This window comes from Helicobacter enhydrae (assembly GCF_001693335.1).
Taxonomy (GTDB): domain Bacteria; phylum Campylobacterota; class Campylobacteria; order Campylobacterales; family Helicobacteraceae; genus Helicobacter_G; species Helicobacter_G enhydrae.
In genome coordinates this window covers 1,562,919-1,588,049 of sequence record NZ_CP016503.1, presented here as the reverse complement: position 1 = coordinate 1,588,049, position 25,131 = coordinate 1,562,919, and the positions used below count along the sequence as shown (strand labels likewise).

Sequence of the window (25,131 nt, the reverse complement as noted above, 5' to 3'; positions counted from 1 at the left end):
CAGCCTAAAACCTCAAAGTATAGACACTCATATCCACCAAACGATTGCAGTATCCCATCTCATTGTCATACCACGCCAACACCTTGAGGTGAGAATCCCCGACTACAATGGTTTTGTCTGGGACAAAAATAGCACTCAAAGAAGAGCCTATAAAATCACTTGACACACATTTGTCCTCATCTATACCGATGATGCCCTTTTTGTCCCCCACACTCACTTCGCGCATTAGAGCATTGACTTCTTGAGGAGTGACTTTTTGTTTGAGATTGACGCTCAAATCCACCAAGCTCACATCAGGTGTTGGGACACGAATCGCAAAGCCGTTGAGTTTGCCATTCAAATGTGGCAAAACCAAACCGACAGCTTTGGCTGCACCCGTGCTTGTGGGGATCGTGTTTAGCCCTGCAGCTCTTGCACGGCGTATGTCTTTGTGCCTCACATCAAGGAGATTTTGGTCATTGGTATAGCTATGCACCGTTGTCATCAACCCATCAACAATCCCAAACGCCAAATCGAGCACTTGCACAATGGGAGCCAAACAATTAGTTGTGCAACTTGCATTTGAGATCACCGCTTCACCTTGATATTGTGTGTGATTAACCCCATAGACATAAGTTGGCGTTTCATCTGCTGGTGCAGAAATGATCACTTTTTGCACTCCGCCATTTAGGTGGAGTGAAGATTTTTCTAGAGAATTAAACGCTCCCGTGCATTCTATCACCCCCTCCACCCCACAAGCACCAAAGCCAATCTCTTGAGGAATACGCGAACTCAAGACTTTTATGTTTTTGGAATACCCCATGCTGATTGTTGTGTCATTGATTTTTTGCACTTCAAATCCGCGATGCACCGAATCATATTTGATCAAATGCACCAAAGTATCTATATCCGCAGTAGTATTGATCGCTACAAGCTCCACATCTTCGCGTTGAGCAATCACTCTTGCTGTGCATAGACCAATCCTACCACTACCATTGATTCCAACTTTTACCTTTTTCATAGCACCCTCCAACACGCACCTTGCTTGATTTGTCGATTTTGTATATTCTCAATCTTTTTCAGAGAAATTTTATAAAAAAAAACAAAAAACTGCCACAAAAACCCCATTTTTCTTGATTATTTGATAAAAAATTTGTAGAATGTGCCTATCTTTGCGACTTTCAAAGATACATCTTATACTTTTATGGAGGTTTGTTATGAATAAATCAGAGTTCATTGATCTTGTCAAAGATGCTGGTGAGTTTGAAACAAAAAAAGAGGCTGAAAAAGCGATTAATGGCTTTATCGCCGGTGTTGAAGCTGCACTAATCAGAAAAGAGAGCATCGAGTTGGTTGGTTTTGGAAAGTTTGAAACTGCATTGCAAAAAGGAAAAGAAGGCAAAGTTCCAGGAAGCGACAAAACTTACAAAACTGCTGACAAGCTTGTTCCAAAATTCAAGCCCGGAAAAGGTTTGAAAGACAAAGTAGCAGCAGCCAAAAAATAACCTATTCCCCTTTGGGGGATGTATGCGTCCTCATAGCTCAGCAGGATAGAGCGTATGATTCCTAATCATAAGGTCGGGAGTTCGAACCTCTCTGGGGACACCATCAAGCCAAAAACACAAAACCATCAAATCTCTACAAAAAGTCATTGTTGCTTGAAGCTTCTTAGGCTAAGTTTTTGCCAAGTAATTACAATACAAAGAGTTTGCGATGATAAATATGGAGAACCAAATGAAAGTTTTTCGTTTTAATCAAAAATTGCTTTTGAGTATTTTTGTTTTTATTGTGATTTTTATGAGTTTTGCATTGATTGCAAGAATCATTATGCATTTAAGTTATATTGATTGGAAGATTACGCAAGAGAATCTAAGTTCAATCTTTCGTTTTTATCAATATGGATTAGCGTATGATTTGAGGATTGTAGCAAGTGCCTTGATTTTGCCTTTTTTGCTTGGATATATATGCCATTTATTTCAATGGGGGAGAGAGAGGTTTTTTGAGTGCTTTGCTTGGATTATGGGAATCTATGGATTTTTGTTTACTCTAGCATATTTGATTAATTATTTTTATTTTCAACTCTATCGCACACAGATTGATATTTTTATTTTTGGACTTATCAACGACGACACAAAGCTCATTCTTACAACTGCCTTCAAAGATTATCCTCTTGTATGGGGGATTTTGTTTGCTTTGGGGATTGGATATTTGAGTTATATCCTTGCTAGGAAAATAGCTAAAACTTCTGCTTTAGAATCTGATTTTATTTCACCCCCCCCCCCGCAAGAAGCTAGTCGCCCTTGTTGTCTTTAATCTTGTATTTCTTTTCTTTTTTATTGCTGGAGTGAGGGGTGGATTTTTTTCAGAGCCACTTTTGAGATCACAAAGCAATGTCTCATCTCTCAAACGCATCAATCATCTTGTGCCTCATCCTATTATGGCATTTGCTTGGGCTATCAGAGATTATAGAGAGGGTGTTGATTTTTCATTGGCTGATTCAAAAGAGGGCAAAGCATTGCTTTCAAAAGCTAAAATTTCTTTTTTTGAAACAACTCCTCAAAATCCATTCCTACGAGAGAATCCACCTCATGTCATCTTGAATCTAATGGAGAGTTTTGGAAACAATTTTTTGGCATTTGATGATAAGGTGGCGTTTGATCTTTTGGGATCTTTGCGACATCATTTTGAATCTGATTTTGTTTTTTCTCGTTTTCTACCCTATAGCAATGGCACTGCTGCTAGTCTCTCTGGATTGTTTTTTGGATCTCCTATGGCTCATATTGGATTAAGCAAGGTAAAAAATAAGGCTTTAGAGGGGAATGCTTTTGGATTGTATGCCCAAAATGGTTATGAAGTGATTTTTTTAACAGCAGGAAATGCAAGTTGGGCAGGGTATGGGGATTATGCGTTGGTGCAGGGAGCACACAAAGTTTATGATTCTAATGAAATCATTGATCTATATCCCCAATCCAAACAATACAAGACAGCTTATGGCATTCCTGATGAATATGTTTATCGTTTGGTCATCAAGCTTCTACAGGAAGCCACGAAGCCGTTGTTTATCTGCATTTTAACGACATCCAATCATCCGCCAGAGATTATCCCCACTCATTACAAACCCTATCCTCTCAAAAAAGATATTTCAAAAATATTACCCAATGAAAAAAGAATGCTTATTGCTGAGGCTTATCAATATGCCAATGATAGTTTTGGAAAGTTTTTGGATTTTATCAAAACTTCACCACTCAAAGATAGAACAATCATTGCAGCCACAGGTGATCACAAAATGCGTAGCCTTGTCCCATTTGAAGTCAAAAGAGAGTTTCTAAATTTTTCAGTCCCACTCTATCTGTATATTCCCAAGCCCTATTTAGATGCAGTTAGATTTGGATTTGATCCTACAAGACTTGGATCGCATAAAGATATTTTTCCTACGCTATTTGCTTATTCTCTTTCAAATGTGAGATATTTTAGCAATGGAGGAGAAAATATGCTTACTCAAAAGCAAGATAAGCCATTTGCCTACAATACCACAATCTTTGCTAATGAGCTTGGAATCTATATGGGTGGAGATGAGTATTATCCTTGGAAAAATCCAATAGGGATTGAAATCTTGGATAAACCTAGAAAAGCACCCAAAGCTTTGATAGAACGCATAAAGGCTTACAAAGAGTTTCAATGGTGGCAAATACGAGCTAGAAGCGTGGGGGTGAAAGAGTGAGTGGGAGAAACTCTCAAGGTTTGTTAGCAAAGCGATGTTATGAGTTTCATTTTTTGCATCCAAGTCTTAAAAAATCTTTTTCAGGGAAAAAGCTAATTGAATCTTTGGAAAAAACCCTACCCTTATGAGTAGTAATAATGTCGCTAAGATAAGAGAGATTAGAATATGATTTTAATAAAGTATGTTTTTGTGCCATATCATAAAACATCCTTGCATAAAATACATCTCCTCCATGAAAGCCATCGAGAAATTCACAATTATTGCGACTAAGAGGAGTTGGATCAAAGTAATTGTAAAATTTGATATGTGCCTTTTGTAATGCGATAAATAGTTCCTCAATATAGGCATATTTTTCTTGTTTTGATTTCATAAGAGTGTATATTTGTGGAGCCATAGGAGTGATAAAAATTACAAACTCTATATGATGATCAGTTAAAATCTTTAGCATACTCAAAAGATCTTCTATGCGGCTTTTATCAATATGGGAAGCATAAACAAATTGAGCCAAATTGTTTTCAATCCTATGAGTCGTATCCTGAAACCCTGCATCTTGTGTAGGTTTATCAATAAATACTTCACTATACAAATAAGATCCATCTTTTAGAAACCCTCTACCTTTGTATATAGCATTCAATCCCAAAGAGTCAAGACTGGTATAAGGATTTGAAATAAAATGATTGTCAAAAATATATTTTGGCTTGAAAAATTGCTTCTTATAGATGAGATGCAATATACTTTTAATTTTTGGCATATTGATATTAGTGCCTGCAATTTGTTGATATTCCGCAATCTTGTAATTTTGAATAGATGGATTAAAAAACCAAGGATCCAATCCTATAAGCACCAATTTGGGTTTATAAAATTCTAATACTTTTTGTAAAAAATATTTCCCTTCTTTTAGAGTATTCATTGCATTAGATGCAGTAACAAAAGAAGTGGTAAAAAATTCCTCTCTAATTTGCCCCACTCTTGATGAACCAAGTGCTATCACTTCGGGCTTTCTTTGCTTTATGAGTTCAAGCTTATAACCAAAGACATTTTCATTTAATGCTGTGCCATAAATAGAGTTTTGTTCTGTCTGTCTTTTCACGATTGTTTCAAAACTATTGTGTTCAAAAATTCTTGATAAATAAAACAAAACCATTACAACTAGCAATATTAAAGCACACACAATAAAAATATAAGATAAAACAAAAGTTTTATATTTCATCAATCAATCCCTAAAAATTAAAATACAAAAATTGCTGTGTCCTATCAAAACACAACAATGCAATGACAGACAAAAAAACAATGGCTAAAAGCATAAGTTTGGTAGGTTTGAAATTCGCAATAATTTGCATACTATTTTTAAATCCTAAACATACAACAAAACCAAATACAATGCTAGAAAAAACAACATAGCTAGGTTCTGTAATGACCGATGCCCATCTACCAAATGCTATACCATATTGCATTAAAAAGTTCAATCTAGTCTCCAAAGAGATAGGCAAAACGATATTTGTGCTAAACATTCCTTTGAGCAAATTGAATGCACCTTGCACACTTTCTGCCCTAAAAAAGACCCAAGCAATCAGCACAAAAATAAAAGTCAAAAACCAAGATATGATTTTTGGAATCTTAACTTTTAGTATTTTGCTCAATTTCTTTTTCCAATATTGATTGACAACCAAAGCCACACCATGCAATGCTCCAAAAATCACAAATCCCCAACCAGCCCCATGCCAGATTCCAGCAATAAAAAATGTAACAAATGTTGCTAACATCATTTTTGCAAAAGAAGGATTTTGGAATACTCTAATCATAGGCGTATAAATATAAGTTGTCAAAAAATTTGTCAAACTCATATGCCATCTACGCCAAAAATCAGAGATATTTAATGCTTTAAAAGGTGAGTTGAAATTAATGGGGAGTTTGACATTAAACATCAAGCCCAAAGCTACAGCCATATCACTATATCCACTAAAATCAAAATAGAGTTGAAAAGCATAGCTTAAAATCGTAGCCCAAGATTCAAAGAGATTTAATACCAACCCATTATCTACTGCATCAAATCCAGCATCTGCCCAAGGTGCAAAACTATCAGCAATAACAGTCTTTTTGAATAATCCAATTGCAAAAAGAAATAATCCTATAGCAAGATTCTCATAATTTAAAATTTTATTTTTTGTATCGGCAAATTGTGGCATCATCTCTTTGTGATGCAATATTGGTCCAGCGATTAGATGGGGAAAAAATGTAACAAACAACGCATAATTTAACGGATTGCGTTCTTTAACCAAACCTTCATAGCAATCCACTAGAAACGCAATTTGTGTGATTGTGAAAAAACTAATTCCTAAGGGCAAAACAATATGCAATAATCCAATATGACTCCCGAAAACAAAATTGATATTATCTATAAAAAAATCCATATATTTAAACAAGCCAAGTAGGGCAATATTAAAAACCAATGCAATAATTAACAATGTTTTGCGACTAAATACTGATGAATCTGTTGCTTTCAGCATATAGCCAGAGATGGTGTAATTAAAAGTGATCGAAAGCAATAAAAGAGGCAAATAGGCAATATTCCAATAGGAATAAAAAAACAAGCTTGCAAAAGTAAGCCAAGCAATTGAAAAGCGGTAAAATCCTTTGGAATTGAGTATAAAATATACTGCAAACACTATAGGTAAAAAAATGAATACAAAAATATAAGATGAAAAAAGCATTAAAAAACCTCTCCGCCAGAAAGTGTGAAATTTTCACCATTAATAAAATTGGCACTTTTACTTAATAAAAATAAAATTGCAGGAATTACATCATTGGGTGTTGCATTGCGTTTTAAAGGGTGGCGGTTTGCATTCAATTCTATGATTTTTTCATTTAAATTTTCTAAAAATTTTGTTTCGATCATCGAAGGCGATACAGCATTAAATTGAATATTTTTTTCTCTATATTCTGAAGCAAGGGACTTCAAAAACCCTAAAAGTGCATATTTTGTAGTTACATAATCACTTAGCGTAGCAGGCGGAATACCTTTTGTGCAACTTGAGAGCACAAAAACCACTTTCTTATCAATTGTATTTTTATCTTTTACTAGTTTTGGCAGAAAATAATTAAGAATATAAAAGATGGATTCTAGAGAAATCTTTATATGATTACAATAATCCTCCCATGTTAGATTTTTAAAATGTCTATTATGGATTTTAGGAGCAGCAAAATGAACGATTTTGTTAGGCAATGCAATAGAATCTATATCTTTTATCATTCTCAACACCTGTGCTTTATTGCTTAAATCACACTGGATAGGCATAATATTTTTATTTTTAAATTTCAAATCATTAAAAACATTATGACTATGATAATGTGCTAGGATCATCGTTTGTGAATCCAATGCATCAATAAGTGCAAGTCCCAAATCAGAACTCGCACCTGTAATCAAAACCACATCTTTCAACTCTCCTCCTCATTATCACAATTTTTCAAAACACCTGCCTTAATATACCCTTTGGCAATTTTTGTTTTTACACATAAATCCCCCCCCCCGCCACCTTCGCGTTGAATCCTTTCAATAATCATCTTGATAGTAATTTGCTGGTAAGCTTCTTGTTTTTCACTTACTCTGCCTGTAATTTTTAGCGTATCGCCAACATATACAGGATTTGAAAATTTCAATGCCACTTCATGCAAAAGACAAAATTTACCTGGTAAATAAACTCCTGCAAATGTTGATAAAAAACTCGCACTAAGCATTCCATATACAATGCGTGATTCAAAACCACTTTTTTTAGCATATTGAGAATCCAAATGCATAGGATTAATATCGCCTGTAATACGCAAAAAACTATCCATTTTTTCTTTTGTTATACAAATCTCAAAGCTTTCTGTATGTCCTATATGGATTTCATCAAATGCATAAGCATTCATCCAATCAACCCTCTTTTTCCCCTATCTTTTTCAAAATAAGATCTAGCATTTCTCCAACATTTTTAAGCTCCTGAAGCTCTCCTAGTGCAAACTTAATACCAAATGCTTTTTCAATCGATGCGACCAAATTAACATGATTCAAAGAATCCCAATCCTCAATTTCCTCACTATTGCTAGATTCTGTGATAATGAGTTCATCATCATCAAAAATATCTCTAAAAATATCTTGCACTCGTGCATGAAGTATTTCTTTAGTCATTATTCACTCCTATAAAAAATTTTTTTGGCTGGTATTTACTGATTTCTAGCTGCCAAATGCTGTCATCCCCATTTTGCTCTTTTAGAACAAATCCAAAATCTTCATAAAGATGAGCCACCATCGCATTCTTTTGCGTTTTATAGTAATAACCCAAAAGTATTTCAACTTTCTTTTCTTTTGCATATTCAATCAAAGAATCAAGCATCGCATATTCCATTCCACGCTTTAACACACGACAACTCATAAGCCATAAATCAATATGGGCACAATTTTGCACAATTCTTGCTACTAGCAATGCAATTAATCCATTATCACCGAAACGATCGCATAGTCTCCCATAAAGTGTAATGAAATTAGGATTCTTGGCAATGGATTCTAATTCTGCTTGAGTGTAGCGTTTGGTGGTGAGATTAAACTGATTTGTTTTGTTAGTGAGTTGTGCAATGCGTTCCATATAAAGCGTATGAAATGGCTTAATCTCTGCTTTCATTTGCAAACTTTGCAAAAAATCTTCATAATGTGCAAATGTTGTTACTGCCTCATCTCTTGCTTTATTTTGCTCATAATAGGCATTTCTATCAATATCTTCTTGTGAAACAAAAACACTTTCAAAATAACCATTTCTATCAATATGTGTAATAAAATCAAATACATTTTCACCTAATCTAAGTGGGGGGGGTATAGATATTGTTTTTTGCCCCTCTATTAAAAAATCATTTCGAAGTGGATGAGATTCTGGCACAGCAACACTTGGTAAATTTGTTGCTACCAAATTTCTCTCCATAGGATTATCATCAATAAAGACTAGTGCATTAAGTCCTATATTGATTTCTTGTGCAATTGTTTTGATATTTTCACTTTTCAAATCCCAATTTGCCTGAAAACTTGCAAAATCCTTTAACTTAAGAATGCAATCAGGATGACTAAAACCATTTTTAGCATTTTCCATATCATTTTTGGAACACACGCTTAATATAACACCGCGTTCTTTTAACTCTTTAACATATTGTTGAAAATAGGTATAGCTTTCTGCAAGTGCCGTTTCTGTCCCAATTTGTATGCCTTCTAAGCCATCATCACCAATCACACCGCCCCAAAGTGTATTATCCAAATCAAGCACTAAAGCTTTTTTGCTGATTCCAAAAATTGCTTTAATGATATGACTAAGACTCCACGCCAAATGGGGTATGCAATCAAGACTTAGGGCATATTTTGTCCTTGCATACAAAGAGAAGTCATACCATTTTTCTAATCCTAACATTGCAGAAAGATAGCAAATATCGTGGAGATAAAGGTTTGATGTCTCACAAATAGTTTTATTAAAATCAGCATTTAAAGCATTGATATAATGAGTTTTTGCATTTGATAAAGTCGCATCAAGATTGCCATAAATTCTATAGGGTGGTAATTCAAAATTGTTTTGGATTATAGCACATTGATATTTTTTATCTAAACTCTGCCAAATATTTTGATATTTTTCAAATTCGGTATGATCAAAACGCAAATTAAAAAAAGTTGTATGAATATAGATTATATCTGGCTTAAAGGCATCTAGTTCATCATTTTCAAAAATCGCATCTTCATAAAATTTATTGTATTGACTCTCATAAAATTTAGGCACGATTCCACTATCAAGCAAGAACAACTCAAGCATATCACGCACTTCTTTCGTGCTAGAACCACCCAAAATAGCAATATTTTTTTGTATGCTAGAATCTGTTAGAGAATCTAAAAGTTGCCTTTTTAATGCCTTCTTTTTCAATCTAAGCAAATCGCAATCTAGTGGATAAGAAAAAAGCATTATATTCCTTTGGTTTCAAAATAATCTAGAAGGATTTCTTTTATCAATTTGATTAACTTTCGTCAAAACATTTTTGTATTGTCTTTATTATATCTCAACTTACATTTTTTAATCACAGATTTTAAATACCTATCACCTTGTGGCATTTCAAACTTCTCAAGCATAGCAAATCTATTTTTAAGCTTCACCTGATGCTTCTTGTAAGAAAAAGGGAAACGATATTTGATATGAGTTTTCGCAAAACCTGCACAAGATGTCAAAGGCACTTAGACTTTGCGTAGATAAATTTTATCTCCACAAACCTCAACAGGTATATCAAAACCACAAGCAAACTACAAAATTTTCAAACTCAAATCCAACCAAGTTGCCTGATGTATCAAACTCCCGCTTGAGAGATAATCCACGCCTGTTTTGGCATATTCTTGGATATTATCCAAAGTAATATTTCCACTTGCTTCAAGCAAAATATGGGGATAGCAATCATTCCTTAGCCTCACAACTTCTGCAATCTCCACAGGCTCCATATTGTCACACATCACGACATCTGCCCCTGCCTCAAAAGCACTTCGGCACTCTTGCAGATTCGCACATTCTATTTCGATTTTGGTTGTCATCGGCAGTTTGTCCCTTGCTTCTTTGATACATTTTGCAAGATTTTGAATACATTTTAGATGTGTGTCTTTGAGCATCAGTGCATCATCTAGCCCAAAACGATGATTGAATCCCCCACCATTCCGCACAGAATACTTTTCCAATGCCCTAAGTAATGGGCGTGTTTTGCGTGTGTCCAAAAGTTTTGCAGGATAATCTTTGATTTTTTGGGCGTATGTATGAGTTTGAGTTGCGATACCACTACTATGTTGCAAAATATTGAGTGCGACACGCTCGATTTTCAAAATCATAACACTACTACCGCTCAACTCCACTAGAGTGTCCCCCTCTCTGAAAGCCTCACAATCGTGTCTTTCAAACTTGCAACCAACCCCCACCATTCCACACAAAACACCAAGATACTTTTCGCCCGAAAAAATCCCACTACTCTTGGCAATGATTTTTGCTTGAACTTCCCTATCTTGAGCAATCAATTCAAACAAATCCCCCCTCCCCCAATCCTCATCTAGAGCCTCTTGCAAAAATGCTTGAATCTGCTGTGAGAAATATTTCTGCCCTAAGCTCATAGCGAGAGTTCCATCATCTTATCCAAAGCCTTTTTTGCAAACACCGCAGTCTCTTGAGAAATCTTAATCTCATTGCAAAATTCACCAATTTTGTAAGCTTGCAAAACCCTATAAATATCCTCAAGAGAAGTTTCATTCATCGTGGGGCATTCAGGCTTTGTCGCAGAAAGCACATAAGTATAATTCACCCCATTATAAGGCTGACGCAAACGATTGACGAGATTAAACTCCGTTCCGATCGCCACTCTTTGATTGGGGCTTAGAGATTGGACATAAGCGATGATTTGACTTGTTGAGCCCACAAAGTCAGAATTTCGCACCACTTCAGGAGTGCATTCAGGATGTGTGACGATCAAAATATCAGGGAATTTTTCACGATAAAACTCAATATCTTTGAGGGTAAAAAGCTGATGCACAGAGCAAAATCCATTGTAGCAAATCACGCTAGCCTCAAGCACCTCCTCCTTGCTAGAAACCCCCAAAACTGCCGATTTGATGTGATATTTATCTGCAAGATTCAGCCCCAAACACCGATCAGGCAAAAAAAAGATTTTTTTGCCTTGTTTTTGGGCGTATTCAAAGATTTTCCCCGCATTCGCACTCGTGCAAACCACTCCCCCCATTTCCCCTACTTTTGCTTTGACTTCTGCACTAGAATTGATATAAGTCATAGGGAAAATCTCATTTCTGCTGATTCCATACTCCTCCATCAATGCAAGACTTTCATCATAATATTCACTATCAATCATTCTTGCCATTGAGCAACAGGCGATTTTTGGCATAATCACACGCTTTTGGGGAGCCAAAATCTTGACACTCTGCCCCATAAACCCCACCCCACAAAACACAATCAAACTTTTTGAGCTTTCACTCGCCTTGCGCGCAAGCTCCAAGCTATCCCCACACAAATCTGCAATCTGAACTATTTCGTCTTTTTGATAATAATGTGCCACAAGCAACCCATCAAGTCTATCAATCAAAGCTCTGATTTTGTTCTGCATAAAAATCTCCGATTAAAAAATGGCGATTCTATCACCAAATCTAATTTTCTGATGAGTTTGCACTTGAGAATCAATGCCTTGAGCAAACAACACAATCGTTGAACCCATTTTGAACATTCCCATCTCGACCCCCTTTTTCAGTGCGATCGGGGTTTCATAGACAAAATGGAGATTTTCATTTGCTTTGGCATTTGTCTGCAATCGCGGCTCAAAATGCAAAACAATCTGCCCCACATTCAACGCCCCCACCGCCACATAATACAAAAGCTTACCATTTTTATCTCGTGCGACGACCACCACACGCTCATTGCGAATAAACAAATTATGATTCTTACGCAATGAGGGGGGATTGACAGGCAGAAGTTCCCCTCCATAATATCTAACTTCCACGATCTCCATATCGCAAGGGGCGTGGAAACGATGATAATCTCTAGGAGAAAGATAAAGATTCAGATAAGAATATCCTTGATCGATCACCTCGCCCAAAAACTCGCTCACACAATAAGTCATCTTTTTGATTTGCAATGCCTTATTGTGCTCGACCCTCCCCTGCTCCATCACACAAGAATCACAAGGTGCAATCAAAACATCTTGAGATTGATCAAACGCACGATGCTTCTTGAGCTCACGCGTAAAAAGAGCATTGAGCGTTTTGTAATTTTTGGGATCATCAAACTCGCTCATATCAAGTTTGAAAAGCTTGACATAGGCTTGATTGATGTTTTGCTGGATTTGCGTCGGAAAGGGATAGGAGGCAAATTTTCCAAAGATTCTTGAGATTTTTTTATTCATTTGATTTAACCTTTATAAGTGATATTTGAAAGTTGCAAAAAAAGCTCCACCTCACCCCTTGTGATCCCCAAAGCTTTGGCAATATAATCCACACTTCTTCCTTCATCAATGAGGCTCAAAATCTTTTTCTCATCGACGCCATTTGCATTGCTTGAGAAAAATTCCAAACCTCTAATCTTATCATCAAGGTTACTCAAATTATCCACCGCGACCTTGATTTCATCATTCACCCTTTGTTCGATACTCTCCAAATGCTCATAAGTGCGACTGAGTGAAGTGGAAATCATATCTTTGGTTTGAGCCTCCACTTGATGGACAATCTCAAGTGTTTTCTCCTCTTGTTCCCCTTGTATTTTTTTGATCATTTTTTGAAGCTTATAGACCTCATCGTGCAGATTGTCTATAGAGATTTCAAACTTATCCAAACGCTTGGAAGTTTCCGAATCTTTGATATGGACATAAAGCAAAATAAGGAACGATGCAATGCCAATCAAAACACTAAACACAATCCCCAAATTTTGCTCAATCCATATCATTCATTATCCCTCTCTTCTAGCACGAATTCCAATACGCTCGCATTCTACTACATAAGTGTCATATTGTCGCGTATTTGAGTCACCCATTTTGATAATTTTTGCAATTTGTGCACTATGGGCTTGTAAATAGCAGGGCATAATTTTTTCTGGGAAAAACGGCAAAAACAAACGACCATAATAAATCCCGCCCTTTTTCAAAACCGATTCTTGGAAGCACAGCACCCCATGCCCAATATGAGAAGTTGTGATCTGCTGATGCAAAGTTAGCAGATTGTCTTGAGTTTGTGCGAGCATTTTTTCTAGTTTTTCTATCTTTTTGAACATCTCGACAAGCAAATCAAGCATCAATTCATCTCCATCATAATCCCTACCCTTAGCGTGTTTGAGCCATCTTTCAATCCCACTCTCCTGCACTCTATTGAGCTGGATATATTCCTCATAAGTCTCTCCGCCAATTTTTTCAACCTGTCTGACATCGACTTTTAATGCACTCTCAACGATTCGGGTTTCAATACCACACTCTCGACACTCTCTTAAAAATTCCATTCTATTCACTCCTCAATCAAGCATTACGCCACACAAAAACACAAAGCCCAAATAACCATTTGTGACAAAAAAGGCTTTGGGGATATTTTTGAAATCCCTACTGACTAACCATTGTTCATAGAGCAAAATCAACGCACAAACTATCAGGGCAATATATGCAACCACCCCAAACCCAAACTCTTGCATAAAAATAAACCAAAACAAAATAGTCAAGCTATGAAACACTCTTGAAATTTTCAGCGTTTTGCCCTCACCAAAAATTGCTGGAATCGAATGAAGTCTATGCTTTTGATCAAATTTAATATCCTGTAAAGAATACAGCAAATCAAAACCAGCCACCCAAAACAATACGCCTATTGAGAGTGCGATACACCACAATGGTATATCCCCCAATATAGCGATACTTCCAGCAGTTGGTGCAAGACCCAAACTTAAACCTAACATTAAATGTGCAAGGTAAGAAAAACGCTTCATGAAAGAGTAAGTTCCTAAAATAAACAAAAAAGGAATAGAAAGCAAAAAAGCCAACTGATTGATAAAAAAACTTACCAAAATAAACCCCGCAGCATTGCAAACTATAAGGATTAGCATTTGTTTTTCACTCACACGCCCATCAACGCTTGGGCGTCCTTGAGTGCGTTCATTGAGTGCATCAATATCGCGATCTACATAGCGATTGAAAGCCATCGCAAAATTGCGTGCAAAAACCAATGCCAAAGCACACAAAATCAAAACATCTGCACCCATCCACATCGATTGATTCTTTTGCAAGGAGGCACACACAAGGGCTACCAACATAAAAGGTACAGAAAAAATCGTATGCTCAAATGCAACAAGCTCATTAAAATCTTTGATTTTCTTTAACATCACTACCCCTCAAGGATTTGCGTTTCAAAACATCATTTTAACTCAAACTCACATTTTCTCAAAGCATCATCTTCAATCGCATTGCCATTTTGTCAAGTGCGATCAACACCTCATCCACACATCGCACATAAAGTTTGGAAATATCCAAATGCGGATAATGCAACACGCACATCATTAGATTCTGCAACATCTGATACACGCTCCCCTCAAGCAAAATCCCCACAAAAGGATCACTGGCACTTTTGGCGAAGCATTTTGCATTGATTCTATCGATGAGGGCAAAAAGCTCGGGTTTGGTTGTGATGTGTGTCCTCAATATCTCCCTAAGCTCTTGCACAAAATCAAAAACGCGATTGCAAGAAGCCCCAAAATCTACAGAATCCACATTTGGGGCAAACATTGATTTGATTTGCTCGATGGCTTTTTGTTTCTCATCTTTGGTTTTTTCTTTGAGCGAGAAGCTACCGACCTCCACGCTCATACTCCCCTCGATCCAAGCCCCGCTCCCAAGATTGAGCACCAAATTGGGCTTATAATAGCCAAAAGCCAAACTCATCATTTTGCTAGAGAGTGCATAAATCGCATTTGAAAAAACCTTTTTGTCTTTGTTGCCCCTCACCTCAAAGGCGTCTTTGGGTATTTGCACCCCCTCATCTCCATAGTAGCTTCCTTGAGCGTGTTTGCTATGCCCCTCAATATAGCCACAATCTAGACCGCAAAGGATGACATCGCTCCCCAATGCCGATGCTAGAGCCACTCCTGCATTGCCCACAAAAGGAGAGCTCAACTCCAAAACAAAAGCATCGCGACTCATATACGCACTGCCACACCCCCCACGCATAAAAATATAAGCTTCTTTTGCCAAAGATAGTGCCAAAGGATTGACCATATTGCCACAAAGCAAAGCAGTATCCCCCAAAGGTGCCTCACGCAACACATCTGCTAGATAATCAATCCTCTCAATCTCCACCTGAAAATCTGGCTTGATTCCATAGTTTTTCAACACCTTCAGAGCCGTGCCACAGCTTATCACAATCATTCTGTCTTGATTTTGTGCGACAAAAGGCAGAAGCAGATCAAGACTTGGACCATTTCCCACGACACAAATAGGCATATCCACCCTTGCGGGTTTTTCAAGAATCAAATAATGCTGATTGGCTAGATTTTTGATAGTGTTTTCAAGCCCTATCATCTCATCTTCAAAGCTCCCCCACCCTCTTGCATTTTTGGCTTGAGCCTGTGCGATGAGCTGTTTAGCACTCTCAATCTTTGGCGTATGATACAGAGCTATCTCAAGACGCACAAAATTGTTGCTCACCTTATGGGTTTCAAAAAAATTATGCACGATATGCTCACTCACAAAATCTTTGACAAAAAGATAGCAAGAGTGTTCAGAGCATTGTTCAAACAACTTCGCATAATCCACAAAATAACAAGACACGCGAAACAAATCAATCTCATCCTCAAAAATCATCAAAGAATGGAAAAACTTCCCCTCTTCCCTCAAAAACTCAAGCATCAAGCCCCCAAGCATTCCAAAAATCGTCGTGCAAGGGAGGAAATCGCTAGGCAGATGAAACTCACCCACCCCACCCATATCATCCAAAATCTCAAACATTTTATTGCACACGCCCCCTGTGATAGGAAAAGTGTCCAAATCCATTTTTTGGAAATAAATATGATTATTTTTGACACTCCATTTTGGGTTGCTAAGCGGTGAGCGTGCTAGATCAAGATGGACATCAATCATCAGATGTCTGTCTCCCTCTTTGGGATAGACAAACTCCTGTGTTTGCAGATTGATGATGTTGATTCCGCATGTATCGATATAGAGATTGTATGCTTGTGGTGGCAAAATCAGATGTTCATAAAGTTTGGCATGAGTTGCAGAGAAAAAAGCTAAATTGTTTGCAAAATTGACCTGCAAACGCTTTTGTATCGCATCGATATCTTGCGTTTGCAAGAGTTGTGAAAGAAGTTGCATGAGAATCCTTTGGCTATCAAATGTGTGGATTTTACCCAAAGTAGCAATACATTCAAACCCTCCTCTCCATTATTGCGTTATAATCAATCCACAAACTCAACTTTCAAGGATATTGTATGCACATACAACTCAAAAACCAAAACTTCAGCCTATGGTGCGATTTCATCGAGCGGGATTTTTTGCAAACTGATTTCAAAACCCTCATCAAAGAGGGCAAAATCTATGGGGCGACAAGCAACCCAAGCATTTTCGCCAATGCACTCAAAACTTCTCAAGCTTACAAAGCACAAATCGCCTCACTCCAACACAAATCTGCAAAAGAAATCTATGAAACAATCGCACTAGAGGACATCAAGACCGCAGCACAAATCCTGCGTCCATTGTGGGATCAAGACAAAAACGACGGATACATCAGTATCGAGATCGATCCTCTTTTTTGCGATGACGCACAAGAGAGTATCAAAGAGGGCAAAAGACTTTTTGCAACTCTCAATGAACCCAATGTGATGATCAAAGTCCCAGCCACCAATGCAGGCTATGAAACGATGGAGGAGCTTTTGAAATGCGATATACCTATCAATGCAACCCTTGTTTTTGCTCCACTTCAAGCACAAAAATGTTTGCAAGCTTTCAAACACGCAAGAGATGGCGGCAGTCAAGCCAAAAGCGTCATCAGTGTGTTTGTTTCAAGGCTTGATCGTGCGTTGGATTCACAACTTCCTCCAGCACTCACCCACCAACTTGGAATCCAAAATGCCAAAAACATCTATCAGCAAATCCAAGATTTTGGGGATTGCCACACACGCACACTATTTGCAAGCACAGGCGTCAAAGGCGGAGGATTGAAACCAAGCTATTACATCGATGAGCTTTTGCTCCCAAACAGCATCAACACCGCCCCACTTGAGACGATCCAAGCCTATTGCAGCAACCCCGACACACAAATCAAAACAAGCTCCAACACTATGGACCAATTTGGCTCCTATGATTTACAATCCTTGTATGAGAGACTTTTGCAAGAGGGGCTAGAAGCATTCAAAACAAGTTTCAAGGAGCTTTTATCCTCGCTCAAATCGCAATAAAATGCTTGGGTTTGGGGGGGCAAATGCCTCAAACTCAAGTTACATTAAGTTTTGTTGCGTATAATTTCAGGCTTTGGGGAATTAGCTCAGTTGGGAGAGCACAACGCTGGCAGCGTTGGGGTCAGCGGTTCGAACCCGCTATTCTCCACCATTTTTCATCATTATTTGGTCGCGTAGCTCAGTTGGTAGAGCACTACCTTGACATGGTAGTGGTCGTTGGTTCGAGTCCAATCGTGGCCACCATTTCTCCATATTTTGCCTAGACACAAAATCGCAATCCAACTTCATTCAACAAATGCACAAACATTTCACTAGAGCCCAGATCGCCTCTTGCACCAATCTCCCAATCCATTCCTCAGAATCAACCGCCGATTGAGCCAACTTGCGAGAGAAACCTGCAAAACACAAAATGGTAAAAAAAGGGGGGGGTCGTATGTCGTTTCGTCCCAAAAATGCTCTGTAAATGATCGTTTTTCTCAAAGCCCATATAGAATTGTTACTTTTTGGAAAGATTGCTAGTATTTTCTCACCATAAAAACCATTTTTTACCCAAATAATTAATTTTCACTTGTGCTACAATCAAAGCACTTTCATCGATAAGGAGTGAATATGTTACCACTACGCAATCACAATCAAACCTCGACAACACAAGTTTTGCAAAAGACAAGTCTTGCATTGGTCTTAGCATTGAGCACATCTTTGGGGGCTGAGTCACATACATTTGAAAATGGTATCACTGCAAGTAATTTTACAACACAAACAAGTGGTAAAACAGAAATCATCTTTGGGGAAAATGCGAGTTTTAGTGAATATCCTACAGGGGGGCAAATTTCTATCAACAACACTATAACAACCATTAAAAATTTGGATATATCCAATTTAGGTAAAAGTATTCCAAGTGGTACTGATTATCCATACCTATCATTTCAAAATAGCACACAAACAAACGCCACTATCCATAACTATGGTGGCACAGGAACACACGCAGGGAGAGATAGCTCTTGGGTATTACGGGTATATCAAAACAAAACCAATCTTACTGTTTATAACCATTCAAATGCAGTTTGGAAAGAAACTATTGGGGGCTCAGGTAATGAAACAACTGGAAATCTCACTGTATTTAATGGGAAAAATGCCACAATGGATTTCTCAAGTGGTTATGGTATTACAGGTGGCGAAAAAGCACAACTCGCTATTAATAATGAGGGTAAAATTATAGGTTCAACACAGACTGTAAATGGATATACGATTACCGTAAAAGGTAGCACCAACAATGCCCTCACTAACAAAGGCTCAATCAATGGAATTATCCTTGCGGGAGATGATAATAAAACGGATGACACTAGTGCCAAACTCACCATTACCAATAGTGGAAGCATTATCAGCAACAGAACAGATAAAGCAGGTGGAGCGATTGAAGTCACAGGCACAGCAACGATAATAAATGAAAAGGGAGGCGTGATCACAGGTGGAATCTTGGGTGCAAATTTTTTTCAAGGTGGTAATCCTAACGGCACAGGCACACTGATTATCACCAATGCAGGAACAATCAATGAAGGTGATAATGGCAAATATGGAATCTATGTTAAAGGTAACGATAACAACACAATCGACAATCAAAAAACAGGTGTTATCAATGGGACTATCACTCTCGCAGGTGGCACAACAAAAATCACAAACGCAGGAACGATTCAAGGCAATCTCATCTTTCAAGGTAGTGGCACAAAAGTAACACTCACAAACACAGGAAAAGGAATCATCAATGGTGTATTAAATTTTGGCAGTGGCACCACTACCAATACAGAAGTCACCTTGACCCAAAACTTCGCAGTGTCTTTGAAAAGTAGGACAAATTACAATACAAATGGTGCTTTGAAAATCACAGGCACTCAAGGCACATTGAAGCTAGGGGGGGCAGATACTACAGCCCAACCCCTAGCTCAAGGAGTGACCCCAAATGCCACCCAAACAGGATCAGCGTTTGAATTGTATCTGGGAGAGGGATTTGAGCTTGGGGAATATTATGACTTGTCGAAATTTATCAATAAACAAAATGGTAGTGGCGTAACGATAAAAGACGCCAACAACAATGACATTAGCACTGACCTTGCAAACTACCTCAAAGGCAATATATACTTGCCAGATGATACCTATGTCCTCCATTTCAAAGGCAATCTTTTCAAAGCGGATTTTGAGACGACCAAAAGCCCATTGGCTCTGAGTGCATTCCAAATGATCAATGCTTTCACCTCCCAAACCACACGCACACAAAATCTACTTGATTCTGTGTTTGACTCAATGACAATGGGGGACTATCTCAAAGCCCAAATGACCCAAACAACAGAGAGGCAAAAAGAAGGGGCTACCAATGAAAATAGCCAAAGCGATGAGTTCATCCTAAGACATATTCAAGCTGAAAATAGCTGGGTTGTTTATGCCACCCCCTACTATGCAAACTCAAGCTTCAATCTTGAGGGGTTTGATCCCACAAGTGGATATTCTGCAGGGCTTATCAGTGGTGCTACAAAAATGTTTGAGAATGGAATCTTGGCAGGTGTGCATGTTGGCTTTGATTACCAAAGCGTTGGCAAAACCACAAATGAATTGCAAATCTCAAACAAAGCTTTGACTTTTGGAGTGCATACCAAAATCCCTTTCAAGCAATATGATTTTTCATACACAAGCCTTATTCCTTTCATCAAAGCTCAAATGACAGGATTGCTCTCGTTGAATGATTATGCTTTTGAAACCTCTAGAAGTGATTCTGTGACTGCGGGTGGGATGAGTGTGGGCGTTTGGGGTGGAGTGGATTTGCCAACAGGATATGGGTATGTCACGCCTGAAATGGGATTGATCCAAGAAGTCATCGCTCTACCTGACATCACGCTCAATGACTCAAATTTCAAAGACCAAAGTATCGGCAAACACACACTTGCACCTTTTTATCTTGTAGCACAGGCAAAATATGCCAAAGATTTCAATGTCTCTGATGTGGTATTGCTCCCTATGCTCAAAGTGGGTATCCGCACAGCACTCAACACAGAAATCAAAAGCTTAGTCAAAGGCTCCTCTGGATTCAAAAATAATGGCAACTATGTCATCAATCATCTTGACACTATAATGGGGACAATGGAAACAGGGCTTGAAGTGAAGTTCAAAGAAAACATTCTCATCAATGCCACTTATCTTGGTGAGTTTGGCTCTCAAATCTCCACACACAGCGTAGGATTCAAAGTGGGATATGTGTTTTAAACAATAAAAGATTAAAGTCTGCGGCTTGTTGGAATCCCTTATACCAAAGGGATAAGGGGGAGACTAGATTCCTAAAAGTTCTTTTACTCTTGCACCATAATTTGGATCTGCTTTTGTAAAATGCTCTACTTGTCTTTTTTGAATCTCAACTGGCACGCCTGCCATTGCCTCTTTGATATTTTGGCAAAGAGCCTCTTTTTGTTCATCAGACATCAATCTATAAAGATCGCCGGGTTGCTTGTAGTAATCCTCATCATCATCTCTGTGATTGTAGCGATTAGCCACAGCTTCTTTGAGATGTAATGGTGGCTCTAATGCACTAGCATCTTCTGCATAGTCATTGTAATAGCTAGGATTGTAATTTCTCGCACCACCATATCTTCCTTGTTGCATAAAGCCATCTCTATGTGTGTTATCCACAGAATCTACGCCCTTTGGAGCATTGACTGGAATCTGATGATGATTGACACCTAAGCGATAGCGATGTGTATCTCCATAGCTAAACAATCTTCCTTGTAGCATTTTGTCTGGGCTATATCCAATGCCTGGCACAACATTTGCCGGAGTGAAAGCGGCTTGTTCTACTTCGGCAAAATAATTCTCTGGATTTCTATTGAGTTCTAATACGCCTACATCAATGAGAGGATAATCTTTGTGATTCCATACTTTTGTAAGATCAAAAGGATTATGCTTATACTTGTCTGCATCAGCCTCTGGCATTACTTGGATTTTAAGATCCCATTTAGGAAAATTCCCTTTTTCTATATTTTCAAACAAATCTTTTTGGTGGCTTTCGCGATCTACAGCTACAATAGCCTCAGCCTCTCTATTAGTAAGAGTGTGGATACCTTGTCTGGTTTTGAAATGGAATTTCACCCAAAATCTCTCTCCCTTGCTATTGATGAAACTATAAGTGTGGCTTCCATAGCCATTCATTTCACGATAGCTTCTTGGGATTCCACGATCACTCATAAGAATTGTAACTTGATGTAAGCTCTCTGGATGTAAGCTCCAAAAATCCCAAGCCATAGTGTTTGAACGCATATTAGTTTTGGGATCACGCTTTTGAGTGTGGATAAAATCTGGAAACTTCAATGGATCACGCACGAAAAACACAGGGGTGTTGTTACCTACAAGATCCCAATTCCCATCTTCTGTGTAGAATTTCATCGCAAATCCTCGAACATCTCTTTCTGCATCAGCCGCTCCTCTCTCACCTGCAACGGTAGAGAATCTCAAAAACATCTCTGTTTTTTTGCCAACTTTAGAAAATATCTTTGCTTTTGTGTATTGTGTAATGTCGTTTGTAATTGTTAGAGTTCCATAAGCACCGCTTCCTTTAGCATGCACTACTCTCTCTGGAATCCTCTCTCTGTCAAAATGTGCTAATTTCTCTATCAACCAAGTATCTTGTAAGAGTATAGGTCCTCTTTTTCCTGTGGTTATAGAATTTTGATTATCACCTACAGGTGCTCCTGCGACTGTTGTCATCTTTTTCATATCTGACTCCTTGTATTTTTTTGATGCGATAAAATCTTATAATGCAAGGGTTAATAAATAATAATTTTTATCATTTAGAAAATAGTAGCATTGATTCCTGTAGCCAATATTTCACCCCCCCCCCATACCCAAAAACATAGCTCTATCATTTTTTGATTTTTTTGAAAAACCATAGCCCAATTTTTTGAAAAAAGCTTAGAGATTGTTTGGAATGCTGACGGAGTAATTCTAGAATCTCAGTGCGTCTAAACATAATCGCACAATTAAGAGGCGTAAGTCCCATACCATTGTCTGCATCGACATCTGCCCCATATTCCACAAGCAATTTTGCTATGTCATAATAGCCCTTGAAACAAACTCCTGCTAAAGGCGTTTGATTCCTATCATTTCTTTTATCCACTTCAGCCCCACGCTCAAGAAGCATTTTTGTTACTTCAAAGCTATTGTTATATGCTGCAAGCATTAAAAGGGTATTGCCCTTGTGATTTGCAAGATTGACATTTAATCCCGCATTCAATAAGATTTCTAAGGATTCCTTGTCATTTTGTCGTGCAAAATCAAAAGCAGAGGCACAGAGTTCTTCAAGCTTGTCTTGTTCTTCTAGAGTTAGTTTTTGTTGCATTTGTTTTCCTTGGTATTTTTGAAGTAGCTTGTCAGTTTTTGGTGAATGTTTGCAAAACCATTGAAATTTGATGGGTATGTCAGTCTTAAATCAAAATATAATACTAGAAAAATTAAAGGAGTTTTGATGATATTGTTTGTTTGTTTGGGAAATATATGCCGTTCGCCAATGGCGGAATTTGTGATGAAAGATTTGATCCGAAAAAGAAATTTGGATATTGAAGTGATGAGTGCTGGGCTAATTAGAGATCATAATGGCGAAGACATGCACATCAAAACAAGAGAGAAACTAGAATCCAAAGGCATTGCCCCCAAAGGGTTTCAAAGCAAGATTTTGACTCAAGATTTGTGTGCAAAAGCCACGCTTATTGTCGCTATGGATAAGAGCAACTATAGAGAGATTGCCTCTAAGTTTCAAAAATACCAAAATAAGCTTTCAATGCTTACAGATTACATCCCCAATCTAGGCTATGAAGAAGTGCCTGATCCTTGGTATTCTGGGGATTTTGATGAAACTTACAATCTCGTATTGCAAGGTAGTTTGGCGATACTTGAAAAACACTCTAGCTTTGGGCAATAGGCGTCAATAGGTATCAATGATGAATCCCTACGAAATCTATCTTGTCGCCACAAAAGGCACAAAAAATGAGAGTGTGTTTTTGGACATTATAGAATCTGCGTTGCAAGGTGGCGTGGATCTTGTGCAATTACGAGAGAAAGATTTGAGTGCAAATGCGTTTTATCACTTGGCTTTGAAGGTGCAAGAGATCACAAAATATTATCAAAAACCTTTGCTTATCAATGATAGACTGGATATTGCTTTGGCAATTGATGCGGATGGGGTGCATCTCGGGCAGGAGGATTTGCCTATCGCTAAGGCAAGAGAGATATTAGGCGAAGATAAGATTTTGGGCTTAAGCGTGCATAATCTAGCAGAACTAGCCCTTGTGCGACAAGTGGATTATATCGGCGTGGGAGCGATTTTCCCCACACAAAGCAAGGCAGATGCACAGATTGTAGATATTGCCACATTGCATCAAATCACTCTGCATTCCCCTGTGCCTGTAGTTGCTATCGGGGGTATCAATCAGCATAATATCAAGCAACTTAGTGGAATCAAGCTAAATGGGATCGCCGTAGTGAGTGCCATTATGGAATCTCAACATCCCAAAGAAAGCACAGAGGCTCTAAAAATCGCAGTCCAAGAAATCACTGCGACGGATTGAAGCTCGGCATTTGCGACATTGTTGTGAAGTTGCATGGTGTGGGATAAACTTACAAGGAGAGGCAGGAGAATCTCCACCCAACCTAGCCTCCATTTCAGGACTTTATTCCTTGTATATTTTTGCTGTGTTGAAGAATCAATCAAAACTTTGGCTAGATTGAGTATAATGCCTCTTGTTTTAATTATTGATGAGCCAAAAGCTCAAGAATAACTCTCACTAGCTCTGCTAAAGCTAGTAAGAGCCTTATAAGCTGGAATACTAAATCCATACTTACCACCTCCTTTCACAAGGAAGCGTCCTTCTCCAACACAGAGATGATTATACAAAACCAAAACTTCAAAAACCCTCACTAAGCCATAAAAGCAAAGCAAACGCCGACCAAACTAACCTTGCAGAACCTCAAAAGATTCTAATGCAATCTGATTCTTTTGCTTGATATTGGTTTTGCCAAAGCACACTTTTGAGTGATTCTAGAATCTGTGAGGCTTTCTTTGCAAGTTGGATTGAGAGGTTCTATACTCTTTGGTGATTCTTTGGTTGTCGAATCTTGGTTTGAGTGAAGCACGGATTCTTGGTTTTTCAAATTTGATGAAATCTTGCTTTTGGGATTGCTTTCGCAGAAGCACGCTTTCTAGTCACCAAATCCCACTTTGTTTTTTTCTATAAGGGGGACAAGGGGGTTTATTGCGAGGCACCCCCCTTATCCCCCTTAAAATCCCCCAAACCCCTGCCCGCTTTTTGTGTGTTACCCAACGATAGAGTGCAATGTTTTTGTTTGATTGTGTTTGGTGGTTTTTTGATTTTTGATTCTTGTGCTTTTATTTTTGATTCTAGATTCTTAGAATCTTTAGAATCTTTGTGAAAGCATTCTTGATTC

Annotated in this window: 24 protein-coding genes and 3 tRNA genes; 10 read left to right on the top strand and 17 right to left on the bottom strand. The window is 38.1% G+C overall.

What is annotated here, in order from left to right:
• Window positions 1-4 precede the first annotated feature (4 nt).
• Window positions 5-1,000 carry a type I glyceraldehyde-3-phosphate dehydrogenase gene (gene gap / locus BBW65_RS07715; RefSeq protein WP_066338114.1) on the bottom strand — a complete coding sequence of 332 codons (996 nt, stop codon included), beginning with the start codon at window positions 998-1,000 and terminating at the stop codon, window positions 5-7.
• 196 nt (window positions 1,001-1,196) lie between these two features.
• Here gap and BBW65_RS07710 point away from each other — a divergent pair, with 196 nt between their 5' ends.
• From BBW65_RS07710 to BBW65_RS07695, 4 genes are all read left to right on the top strand, one after another.
• On the top strand, window positions 1,197-1,484 hold the full coding sequence (locus BBW65_RS07710; RefSeq protein ID WP_066338113.1) for an HU family DNA-binding protein: 288 nt from the start codon (window positions 1,197-1,199) through the stop codon (window positions 1,482-1,484).
• A 26-nt stretch (window positions 1,485-1,510) separates the two neighbouring features.
• Window positions 1,511-1,587: transfer RNA gene (locus tag BBW65_RS07705), tRNA-Arg, on the top strand.
• A 126-nt stretch (window positions 1,588-1,713) separates the two neighbouring features.
• The gene (locus BBW65_RS07700) at window positions 1,714-2,292 is read left to right on the top strand and encodes an LTA synthase family protein (RefSeq protein WP_066338112.1); all 579 of its coding nucleotides are present in this window, start codon (window positions 1,714-1,716) and stop codon (window positions 2,290-2,292) included.
• Window positions 2,293-2,353: 61 nt separating this feature from the next.
• The gene (locus BBW65_RS07695; protein WP_066338111.1) at window positions 2,354-3,700 is read left to right on the top strand and encodes an LTA synthase family protein; all 1,347 of its coding nucleotides are present in this window, start codon (window positions 2,354-2,356) and stop codon (window positions 3,698-3,700) included.
• Between the two features lie 46 nt (window positions 3,701-3,746).
• Here BBW65_RS07695 and BBW65_RS07690 read toward each other — a convergent pair whose 3' ends face one another.
• From BBW65_RS07690 to BBW65_RS07625, 13 genes are all read right to left on the bottom strand, one after another.
• Window positions 3,747-4,910 carry a hypothetical protein gene (locus BBW65_RS07690; protein WP_066338110.1) on the bottom strand — a complete coding sequence of 388 codons (1,164 nt, stop codon included), beginning with the start codon at window positions 4,908-4,910 and terminating at the stop codon, window positions 3,747-3,749.
• Window positions 4,911-4,920: 10 nt separating this feature from the next.
• Window positions 4,921-6,411: an MBOAT family O-acyltransferase gene (locus BBW65_RS07685; RefSeq protein WP_066338109.1), complete on the bottom strand. Its 1,491-nt coding sequence runs from the start codon at window positions 6,409-6,411 to the stop codon at window positions 4,921-4,923.
• Complete coding sequence (locus tag BBW65_RS07680; protein ID WP_233702151.1) at window positions 6,411-7,130, bottom strand: SDR family oxidoreductase; 720 nt, start codon at window positions 7,128-7,130, stop codon at window positions 6,411-6,413. Before BBW65_RS07680 ends, BBW65_RS07685 begins: the two co-directional genes overlap by 1 nt.
• A 5-nt stretch (window positions 7,131-7,135) precedes the next feature.
• Entirely contained in the window at window positions 7,136-7,609 is a 474-nt protein-coding gene (locus tag BBW65_RS07675) for a MaoC/PaaZ C-terminal domain-containing protein (RefSeq protein WP_066341679.1), read from the bottom strand.
• A 4-nt stretch (window positions 7,610-7,613) separates the two neighbouring features.
• Entirely contained in the window at window positions 7,614-7,868 is a 255-nt protein-coding gene (locus BBW65_RS07670; protein ID WP_066341677.1) for an acyl carrier protein, read from the bottom strand.
• Window positions 7,861-9,669, bottom strand: coding sequence for an HAD-IIIC family phosphatase (locus BBW65_RS07665; protein ID WP_066341675.1), 1,809 nt, complete (start codon window positions 9,667-9,669; stop codon window positions 7,861-7,863). The genes BBW65_RS07670 and BBW65_RS07665 overlap by 8 nt, the downstream gene beginning before the upstream one ends.
• Window positions 9,670-10,001: 332 nt before the next feature.
• Window positions 10,002-10,847, bottom strand: a complete 846-nt coding sequence (gene nadC / locus BBW65_RS07655) for a carboxylating nicotinate-nucleotide diphosphorylase (protein WP_066341670.1) — start codon at window positions 10,845-10,847, stop codon at window positions 10,002-10,004.
• Window positions 10,844-11,848, bottom strand: a complete 1,005-nt coding sequence (gene nadA, locus BBW65_RS07650) for a quinolinate synthase NadA (protein ID WP_066341668.1) — start codon at window positions 11,846-11,848, stop codon at window positions 10,844-10,846. Before nadA ends, nadC begins: the two co-directional genes overlap by 4 nt.
• A gap of 12 nt (window positions 11,849-11,860) precedes the next feature.
• Window positions 11,861-12,640 carry a phosphatidylserine decarboxylase gene (locus BBW65_RS07645; protein WP_066341666.1) on the bottom strand — a complete coding sequence of 260 codons (780 nt, stop codon included), beginning with the start codon at window positions 12,638-12,640 and terminating at the stop codon, window positions 11,861-11,863.
• Between the two features lie 5 nt (window positions 12,641-12,645).
• Window positions 12,646-13,176 (bottom strand): DUF6115 domain-containing protein, encoded by a 531-nt coding sequence (locus BBW65_RS07640; RefSeq protein WP_066341664.1) that lies wholly within the window; start codon window positions 13,174-13,176, stop codon window positions 12,646-12,648.
• 3 nt (window positions 13,177-13,179) lie between these two features.
• Entirely contained in the window at window positions 13,180-13,722 is a 543-nt protein-coding gene (locus BBW65_RS07635; protein WP_066341661.1) for a hypothetical protein, read from the bottom strand.
• 12 nt (window positions 13,723-13,734) lie between these two features.
• Complete coding sequence (gene mqnP, locus BBW65_RS07630) at window positions 13,735-14,589, bottom strand: menaquinone biosynthesis prenyltransferase MqnP (protein ID WP_066341655.1); 855 nt, start codon at window positions 14,587-14,589, stop codon at window positions 13,735-13,737.
• A gap of 58 nt (window positions 14,590-14,647) precedes the next feature.
• Complete coding sequence (locus tag BBW65_RS07625) at window positions 14,648-16,573, bottom strand: motility associated factor glycosyltransferase family protein (RefSeq protein WP_066341653.1); 1,926 nt, start codon at window positions 16,571-16,573, stop codon at window positions 14,648-14,650.
• 116 nt (window positions 16,574-16,689) lie between these two features.
• On the opposite strand from BBW65_RS07625, the gene BBW65_RS07620 reads away from it, so the two are divergent.
• The 4 genes from BBW65_RS07620 (at window position 16,690) to BBW65_RS07605 (ending at window position 20,907) form a co-directional block, all read left to right on the top strand.
• Window positions 16,690-17,655, top strand: a complete 966-nt coding sequence (locus BBW65_RS07620) for a transaldolase (protein WP_066341652.1) — start codon at window positions 16,690-16,692, stop codon at window positions 17,653-17,655.
• A 75-nt stretch (window positions 17,656-17,730) separates the two neighbouring features.
• Window positions 17,731-17,806, top strand: a tRNA-Ala gene (locus tag BBW65_RS07615).
• 16 nt (window positions 17,807-17,822) lie between these two features.
• Window positions 17,823-17,898, top strand: a tRNA-Val gene (locus BBW65_RS07610).
• 366 nt (window positions 17,899-18,264) lie between these two features.
• Window positions 18,265-20,907 carry an autotransporter outer membrane beta-barrel domain-containing protein gene (locus BBW65_RS07605; protein WP_066341651.1) on the top strand — a complete coding sequence of 881 codons (2,643 nt, stop codon included), beginning with the start codon at window positions 18,265-18,267 and terminating at the stop codon, window positions 20,905-20,907.
• A gap of 63 nt (window positions 20,908-20,970) precedes the next feature.
• Here BBW65_RS07605 and BBW65_RS07600 read toward each other — a convergent pair whose 3' ends face one another.
• Both BBW65_RS07600 and BBW65_RS07595 read right to left on the bottom strand, forming a co-directional pair.
• Window positions 20,971-22,407 (bottom strand): catalase, encoded by a 1,437-nt coding sequence (locus BBW65_RS07600; RefSeq protein ID WP_066341650.1) that lies wholly within the window; start codon window positions 22,405-22,407, stop codon window positions 20,971-20,973.
• A gap of 145 nt (window positions 22,408-22,552) precedes the next feature.
• Entirely contained in the window at window positions 22,553-23,029 is a 477-nt protein-coding gene (locus tag BBW65_RS07595; RefSeq protein WP_066341649.1) for an ankyrin repeat domain-containing protein, read from the bottom strand.
• 126 nt (window positions 23,030-23,155) lie between these two features.
• Here BBW65_RS07595 and BBW65_RS07590 point away from each other — a divergent pair, with 126 nt between their 5' ends.
• Both BBW65_RS07590 and thiE read left to right on the top strand, forming a co-directional pair.
• Entirely contained in the window at window positions 23,156-23,608 is a 453-nt protein-coding gene (locus tag BBW65_RS07590) for a low molecular weight protein-tyrosine-phosphatase (RefSeq protein WP_066341648.1), read from the top strand.
• A 16-nt stretch (window positions 23,609-23,624) separates the two neighbouring features.
• Complete coding sequence (gene thiE, locus BBW65_RS07585) at window positions 23,625-24,254, top strand: thiamine phosphate synthase (RefSeq protein ID WP_199919428.1); 630 nt, start codon at window positions 23,625-23,627, stop codon at window positions 24,252-24,254.
• 200 nt (window positions 24,255-24,454) lie between these two features.
• On the opposite strand, the gene BBW65_RS07945 is transcribed toward thiE, so the two are convergent.
• Window positions 24,455-24,604, bottom strand: a complete 150-nt coding sequence (locus tag BBW65_RS07945; protein WP_199919427.1) for a hypothetical protein — start codon at window positions 24,602-24,604, stop codon at window positions 24,455-24,457.
• Between the last annotated feature and the right edge of the window lie 527 nt (window positions 24,605-25,131).